This is a genomic window from Haliscomenobacter sp. (assembly GCF_033763495.1).
GTDB lineage: Bacteria > Bacteroidota > Bacteroidia > Chitinophagales > Saprospiraceae > Haliscomenobacter.
Window position 1 is genome coordinate 1 of sequence record NZ_JANRKL010000221.1, and the last position, 7,083, is coordinate 7,083.

Consider the following 7,083-nt stretch of genomic DNA (forward strand, 5'->3'; position numbering starts at 1 on the left):
GATAAAGGTATTTAATGAGCATGTCTTGAGTAAAGGTTTGATCCATGTAGCATTGTTTAATGACTGAATATCAAGTGTAAAACAAACGAAGCTAAAAAAATATTGCACCAATCTGAAAATTATTTCACAAATGCCTAATTGGCGTCTTTTGGAGGCGAAATAAAGTCAAACAGCTGCTTTGGCAAATTGGTTTTGTCTAAGTTTTAGCAAAAAAGCTTAAACAAAAATCACCAAACGCTGTTACCCTTCCAGTTTTTACACCAACAAAAGAAATACCTTGGCAAAAAGAGTAGTTGTAATTGGGGCTGGATTTGCTGGCCTTGCTGCTGCATGTTGTTTGGCAAAAGCAGGGCATAGTGTCACCATTTTAGAAAAAAACAGTGCCCCTGGCGGTCGTGCACGCCAATACACCACTGATGGTTTTGTGTTTGATATGGGGCCTAGCTGGTACTGGATGCCCGATGTGTTTGAACAATTTTTTAACCATTTTGGCAAAAAAGCCGCAGACTATTACCAACTCAAGCGCCTAGATCCTTCTTACTCTATTTTTTTCAGCCAGGATGAGGTCATGCAGGTTCCAGCCAACATGGATGAACTCTTTGCCCTTTTTGAGCGCTATGAGCCGGGGAGCAGCCACAATCTGAAAAAGTTTCTGGACGAAGCTCAATACAAATACGAAGTAGGAATGGCTGATTTTGTGCGCAAACCGAGCCATTCCATAATGGAGTTTGCCGACCTGCGCATCCTCAAAAGTATGTTTCGCCTGCAAATGTTCACCAGCATGTCGACGCATGTACGGAAATTGTTCAAGAATCGCCAGTTGATTGAGTTGTTGGAGTTCCCTGTACTTTTTCTGGGAGCAACACCAGCCAAAACTCCGGCTATGTACAGTCTGATGAACTATGCAGACATGGCCCTGGGCACCTGGTACCCGATGGGTGGCATGTACAAAATTGTGGAGGCTATGGTGAGTTTAGCAGAAGAACTCGGTGTTGTAGTGCAACTCAATCAGGAGGTCAAACAGATTGTCACCAGTAATGGCTTGGCTACAAAAGTGGTCACCCAGAATGCAGAATATCCGATAGATGCCGTAATTGGTGGTGCAGATTATCATCATTTGGACCAACAAGTACTTGCTCCCGATCAGCGCAATTACGATGCGACATATTGGGAAACCAGGGTGATGGCGCCTTCTTCTCTGCTGTTTTATGTAGGGGTAAAAAAACGCCTGAAGAACCTGCAGCACCACAATCTTTTCTTTGACGAAGACTTTACCCAACACGCCATAGACATCTATGAGCAGCCACGTTGGCCAGAAAAGCCTTTGTTCTACGTATGTGTACCCTCAATCACGGATCCGAGTGTTGCCCCCGAAGGATATGAAAACCTGTTTATCCTGATTCCTTTAGCCCCGGATTTGGAAGATACCGAGGTGCAGCGGGAGCGCTATTACCAGGTGGTAATGGATCGTTTGGAACGGCTTACCGGACAGGAAATCCGCTCTGACGTCGTGTACAAGCGCTCTTATGCCCATCGCGATTTTGTACAGGATTACCACGCTTTTAAAGGAAATGCTTACGGATTGGCAAATACGCTATTTCAAACCGCCTTTCTGAAGCCTAAACTACGTAGTAAAAAAGTAGCAAACCTGTTTTTTACGGGCCAGCTCACAACCCCTGGGCCTGGTGTGCCTCCTTCGCTCATTTCTGGTCAGGTCGTGGCACAGGAGGTCGCAAAATTATGGCCATAAAATCAAAAACACACTAAAAATCAGCCTAATCTATGATGAGTTTATTCAACAGCACTTGTATGGAGTGCAGCCAACTGATCACCCAACGTTACAGCACCTCATTTTCAATGGGGATCAAGGTGTTTGACAAAGCTTATCGAGCACCGATTTACGCCATTTACGGTTTTGTCCGTTTTGCTGATGAAATTGTAGACACGTTCCATGGATACGACAAAGCAGTGCTTCTGCAACGTTTCAAGGAAGATACGTATCGGGCCATAGAAGAGGGCATCAGCCTCAATCCGGTCTTGCAGGCATTCCAACAAGTGGTCAATCAATACAAAATTGAACGTGAACTGATTGACGCCTTCCTTTACAGCATGGAAATGGATTTGCACCATCACAAATATGAAGATCGTTTGTACCAGGAGTACATCTACGGTTCGGCGGAAGTGGTTGGACTGATGTGCCTGCGCGTGTGGACCAATGGCAATGATGAGGAGTATCAGCGCTTGAAAGCTCCGGCGCGCAGCCTGGGGGCGGCCTTCCAAAAAATCAATTTCCTGCGCGACATGAAAAGTGATTTTGACGAGCGGGGGCGGGTTTATTTCCCGGGAGTTGATTTTCGTGCGTTTACCGAAGCTGACAAACTCAAAATAGAGTCTGATATTAAGGCTGATTTTGACCACGCCTATACAGGTATTGTTCAATTGCCCAAAGGTGTGCGTTTTGGCGTGTATCTGGCGTATGTGTACTACACCAAGTTGTTCCAAAAAATTAAAAACTCCCCGGCGCATCAGGTGCAAAAGCAAAGAATTCGGGTACATGACAGTCGGAAGGTTGCCTTGCTTTTGAGTTCTGCTGTTAGAAATAGTTTAAATTTGCTGTAAAATTGAATATGAAAAAAGATCTTACAGCTTCCCAGGCCCAAATGTCAAACAGCTGGAAATGGTTCAGTTTATTATGGCCTCTTTTCCTTGTTGTTTTGTTGGCACTTTTGGGTCACATCAACCTGGGGCAACTGGTCTACGATGTACCGAAGCTGGCTCATTTCCCTTTTTTGGAAAACAAATGGGCTTATGCCTACGTCCATATTTTTTCTTTTGTACCTGTTTTTTTGTTGAGTTTTGATCGTAAGGTACATTATTACAAATCCTGGCTGGATTTATTTCCTTCAATTCTGATTATGGGGGCTTTTTTCATCGCCTGGGATATTTACAAGACTTTGGCGGGGGTTTGGGGCTTTAATGGGTACTATGTTACAGGACTAAACATCGTGTACTTGCCCTGGGAAGAGCTACTGTTTTTTGTAACTGTACCCTTTGCCAGTATCTTTATTTACGAATGCCTTAATGCCTACTTTCCTGGCGACCCATTGGCACGGTGGGACAAACAAATCACTCTTGGATTGATCATTGGCTGTTTTACCCTGGCACTCTTATACATAAGTAAGGCATATTCCAGTACTACCTTCATCCTCACCGGAGGATTTATGCTTTATCACTGGTACTATGTTCCGAACACTTACCGTACGCGCTTTTATCGGGCCTTTTTGGTCATTTTGATCCCGTTCTTGTTGGTAGATGGGGTACTGACGGGTGGTTTCACCAAAGAGCCCATTGTGTTGTACAACCCTGAAGAGTACATGGGGATTCGGATCATTTCTGTACCAGTCGAAGATGCCGTATATGGTTTTTTGCTCTTATTCGGGGTTTGTTATTGGTTGGAGTGGCTACGCAAGAACCAATAAGCTACTTTTTTTACGTCCTTCTTTTTTTTGCGTTTAACTTTGAGCCGCTATTTCAGCAAGCGATAAAGAACCGAGATCAAGATGGACATGCTATTGAGTGGTATCAAAGTAGGGCTTATTCTTAGTTTTATGATTGGGCCCATTTTCTTTGCATTGGTACAAACAAGTGTGGAAGAAGGCTTCCGGGCCGGGGCAATGGTTGCTCTGGGCATTTGGGTAAGTGACGCCTCTTTTGTATTGACTGTATATTATGGTGTGTCTTATTTAGCCGAAATTGTAAAAGCACCAAGTTTTTCACTGGTTCTGGGTATTGCAGGCAGTATTTTACTGGCCTGTTTCGGGTTGGTGACTCTTCTGACTATACCCAAAGGCTTATTGAGCAATACCCTGCCGGAATACAAACGCAGCTCAAGCTATTTGTCCTTGTTTATCAAAGGTTTTTTGATCAATACCATCAATCCCTTTACCGTCTTTTTTTGGACCAGCTTGATGGGAACAGTAGTGGTTAAAGATGGATTTGATGCTCAGCAGGCCCTCTGGTTTTTCGGGGGTGTCCTGGGCACGATAGTGACTACTGATTTATTAAAGGTGATTTTGGCAAAAAAAATTCGCTACAGTTTACGTCCCATTCACCTGCTTTGGTTGCGCAGGATATCTGGCGGTGCTTTAATCATTTTCGGAGTGGTGTTGCTGTTTAGGGTGATATTCCTGTTGCAAGGGTAAAATTTCAAACTCAAGCAGTAGTTCCAAATTAGAAAAAACAAAAATCAACAAACCAACTCCAGGTACACTAACCTGGGCTTGAAAGTATTCTTTCCCAGCGAGTAGTTGTGGACAAACCTGAAGATCCGGATATAGCTTTTTCACATCCGTTAAAGAGATCCCTTTTTTAAAGCTGATGCGTGGTAGCTTCACAACTCATAACAGTTTAAACAAAAATGTCCTATCTAGACACCTTTGCGCTAGGAAGAAGGCAAATTGCTATGAGTTCTTTGGTGAAGGAGTCGAAAAAAATGAAAAAAACATGTAGGGATTAAGGTACAATTATCTTAGTTCCATTCAAAAGTTTCGATCATTTTTCTCAGGTCTTTTTTTACAAAATCGTACACAGGGGCTAATGAATCTGTATTGATTTTGGTTTTGAAGTACAACGAAGCCCGAAAAAAATGCTGCTTTTCATCAGTAATAAAAAATTGAAAAGGGGTTGCAGCAGGGCCTTCAATCGAAAAAACCATCCCCTGTAAGTCCGGGCCACGATTGATGCGTTCCTCTCCGATGTAATTGGCTTTTTTGTTGTGCCAATCTACAAGTTCGAATGCATCGGATTTGAGTTTGTCCAGAGATTTCTCTGTCCCAATTCTGGAGTAAGTGCAGTAAATCCGGCACTCAAAATCGGGATAGTACAAATCAAACCAACAGGGATTTTCTGGCTTTAAGCCGTTTTGCCCCGTGTCTTGTTGCACTACACTATAGGTTGGGTATTGAAAGGTGAAAGCACAATAATTTTTGTCAAAAGGCCGAAAGGCTTTTTGCGGATAAATAACCCGGGGGAAGGCCCTTGGACGCGGAATAGGCGTAGGCGCATCACAAGCTATGGCTAGTCCGGCAATTGACAACAAAAACGCAAAGCGAAAGAGTATAGCCATGTATTTAAAATCAGCATGTGGTCATAACATCGCAAAGTCTAAGGATTAAGCTCTAGACTTTGCGATGTATGCCAGTAAACTAAAAGGGCAAATCATCATCAGCCGTTACAGGTGCTTCCTCAGCGGAAGTTGGCATCGGCGCTTCACTAACGCTGGAATTATTGTTGCGATTGTACGGATCGTCCTTTTCAGAAGGGAAATAGTTGCTATTGCCACCTGAGCCGCCCTTGCGCGCGTCCACGATACGGAAATAATCACCCACTACTTCGGTAGTTTTGCGGTTATTGCCCTCTTTATCTTGCCAGGTGCGATGCGTCAATTTACCTTCCAAATAAATCATCATCCCTTTTTTCAGGGTCTTTTCGGCTCGTTCAGCAACTGCGCGCCACAAAATAATGTCGTGCCATTCGGTCAATTCCTGCCAGTTGCCCTCTTTGTCCTTGTAACTTTCACCTGTAGCCAACGAGAATTTGGCTACCATTGCACCATTTTCCAAACTGCGGACTTCGGGGTCGCGTCCCAAGTTGCCAATGAGAATTACACGATTTACCATTGTTTTAAATTTTTATAAATTTACAACAAAGTAAAACAAAAAGCTAGCCCCCCGCACTACCATTTTTTACTTTTTTGTTCCAACGCAGTTTTGGACAAAATGGCGGCAAACTAAAAGCATAGCTACTTGATAAACAGTGTTGTGTAAAAAAGGCCAAACTTCTTTTTGTACTTTATTCTTCCTCGGAATGTTTCGAACGAGTGCCGTGAATCAAGCGATGAGGATTGGCAATGTTCAAATTAAGGGTATCCTTGGGGGCTGAGTTGATGCTTTCCCACAACAAATCCTTAAGCTCCATCAGTCCCTGTTCTGCTACAGCTGAGATGAACATATGTGGAATGTCTTTTGGAATGGTGGGCAGCAACATTTCTTTTAGCTCCTCGTCGATCAGGTCGGCCTTGGTTATTGCCAACAATCGGGGTTTATCCAATAGTTCTGGATTGTAAACCCTTAATTCATTCTCCAAAATCTGGTATTCCCGGTTGATGTCGTCAGTATCGGCAGGTACCATGAACAGGAGTGTTGAATTGCGCTCGATGTGGCGCAAAAAGCGCAAACCCAGCCCTTTACCCTCGCTGGCATGCTCGATGATCCCCGGGATATCGGCCATCACAAAGGATTTGCCGTCGCGGTAAGGTACAATGCCCAAATTGGGCGTCAGCGTGGTGAAAGGATAGTCGCCAATTTTTGGTTTGGCTGCCGATATAACGGATAAGAGAGTTGACTTGCCTGCATTTGGAAAACCAACCAGACCTACATCCGCCAATACCTTTAGCTCCAGAATTTTCCATTCTTCAAGCCCAGGCCCGCCTGGTTGAGCGTAGCTGGGTGTTTGATTAGTGGGGGATTTAAAAAAAGCGTTGCCTTTACCTCCTTGTCCACCCGGTGTGATGATTTTTATTTCATCGTGTTCGGTGATTTCAAATTCGATTTCACCCGTTTCGGCATCTTTGGCTACGGTACCCAGGGGAACGTCCAGGATGACGTCGTCACCGTCGGCACCCGAGCAATTGCCACCCCGGCCATTGCCACCGGCTTTGGCAATCACATGTTTGCGGTATTTGAGGGAAAGCAGGGTCCATACGTTGCGGTTGCCCCGCAAGATGATGTGCCCACCCCGGCCTCCATCGCCGCCATCAGGGCCGCCCATGGAGGTGTGTTTGTCCTGAAGAAAATGAACAGATCCCGATCCCCCCGCGCCAGAGCGGCAACAAATTTTCACATAATCTACAAAGTTCTGTTCAGCCACGAGTTTGAGTTTTGAAAGTTGAAAAGTTGAAGTGTTGGACAGTTGAAGAGGTGGGTGCCCGCGGCGCCGAGCGGTGAGGGATGTGGTAATATGGGGAGACAGTGAGAGTTTAAGCAGTGGGTACGCGAGAAGGGGGCTGGAGAGTTCGGGGTGGGG

Annotated in this window: 7 protein-coding genes; 4 read left to right on the forward strand and 3 right to left on the reverse strand. The window is 44.8% G+C overall.

Annotation, left to right across the window (positions count from 1 at the left end):
* The first annotated feature begins 277 nt into the window (after window positions 1–277).
* The 4 genes from SFV55_RS26105 (at window position 278) to SFV55_RS26120 (ending at window position 4,202) form a co-directional block, all read left to right on the forward strand.
* Entirely contained in the window at window positions 278–1,750 is a 1,473-nt protein-coding gene (locus tag SFV55_RS26105) for a phytoene desaturase family protein (protein WP_320032526.1), read from the forward strand.
* 32 nt (window positions 1,751–1,782) lie between these two features.
* The gene (locus SFV55_RS26110; protein ID WP_320032527.1) at window positions 1,783–2,619 is read left to right on the forward strand and encodes a phytoene/squalene synthase family protein; all 837 of its coding nucleotides are present in this window, start codon (window positions 1,783–1,785) and stop codon (window positions 2,617–2,619) included.
* An 8-nt stretch (window positions 2,620–2,627) separates the two neighbouring features.
* Window positions 2,628–3,479 (forward strand): lycopene cyclase domain-containing protein, encoded by an 852-nt coding sequence (locus SFV55_RS26115; RefSeq protein WP_320032528.1) that lies wholly within the window; start codon window positions 2,628–2,630, stop codon window positions 3,477–3,479.
* Window positions 3,480–3,560: 81 nt separating this feature from the next.
* A complete protein-coding gene (locus SFV55_RS26120) occupies window positions 3,561–4,202 on the forward strand; it encodes a LysE family translocator (protein WP_320032529.1) in 642 nt (213 codons plus the stop codon).
* 326 nt (window positions 4,203–4,528) lie between these two features.
* On the opposite strand, the gene SFV55_RS26125 is transcribed toward SFV55_RS26120, so the two are convergent.
* The 3 genes from SFV55_RS26125 to obgE form a co-directional block, all read right to left on the reverse strand.
* A complete protein-coding gene (locus tag SFV55_RS26125; protein WP_320032530.1) occupies window positions 4,529–5,125 on the reverse strand; it encodes a hypothetical protein in 597 nt (198 codons plus the stop codon).
* A 79-nt stretch (window positions 5,126–5,204) separates the two neighbouring features.
* The gene (locus SFV55_RS26130) at window positions 5,205–5,678 is read right to left on the reverse strand and encodes a single-stranded DNA-binding protein (protein ID WP_320032531.1); all 474 of its coding nucleotides are present in this window, start codon (window positions 5,676–5,678) and stop codon (window positions 5,205–5,207) included.
* 172 nt (window positions 5,679–5,850) lie between these two features.
* A complete protein-coding gene (obgE, locus tag SFV55_RS26135) occupies window positions 5,851–6,927 on the reverse strand; it encodes a GTPase ObgE (protein WP_320032532.1) in 1,077 nt (358 codons plus the stop codon).
* Between the last annotated feature and the right edge of the window lie 156 nt (window positions 6,928–7,083).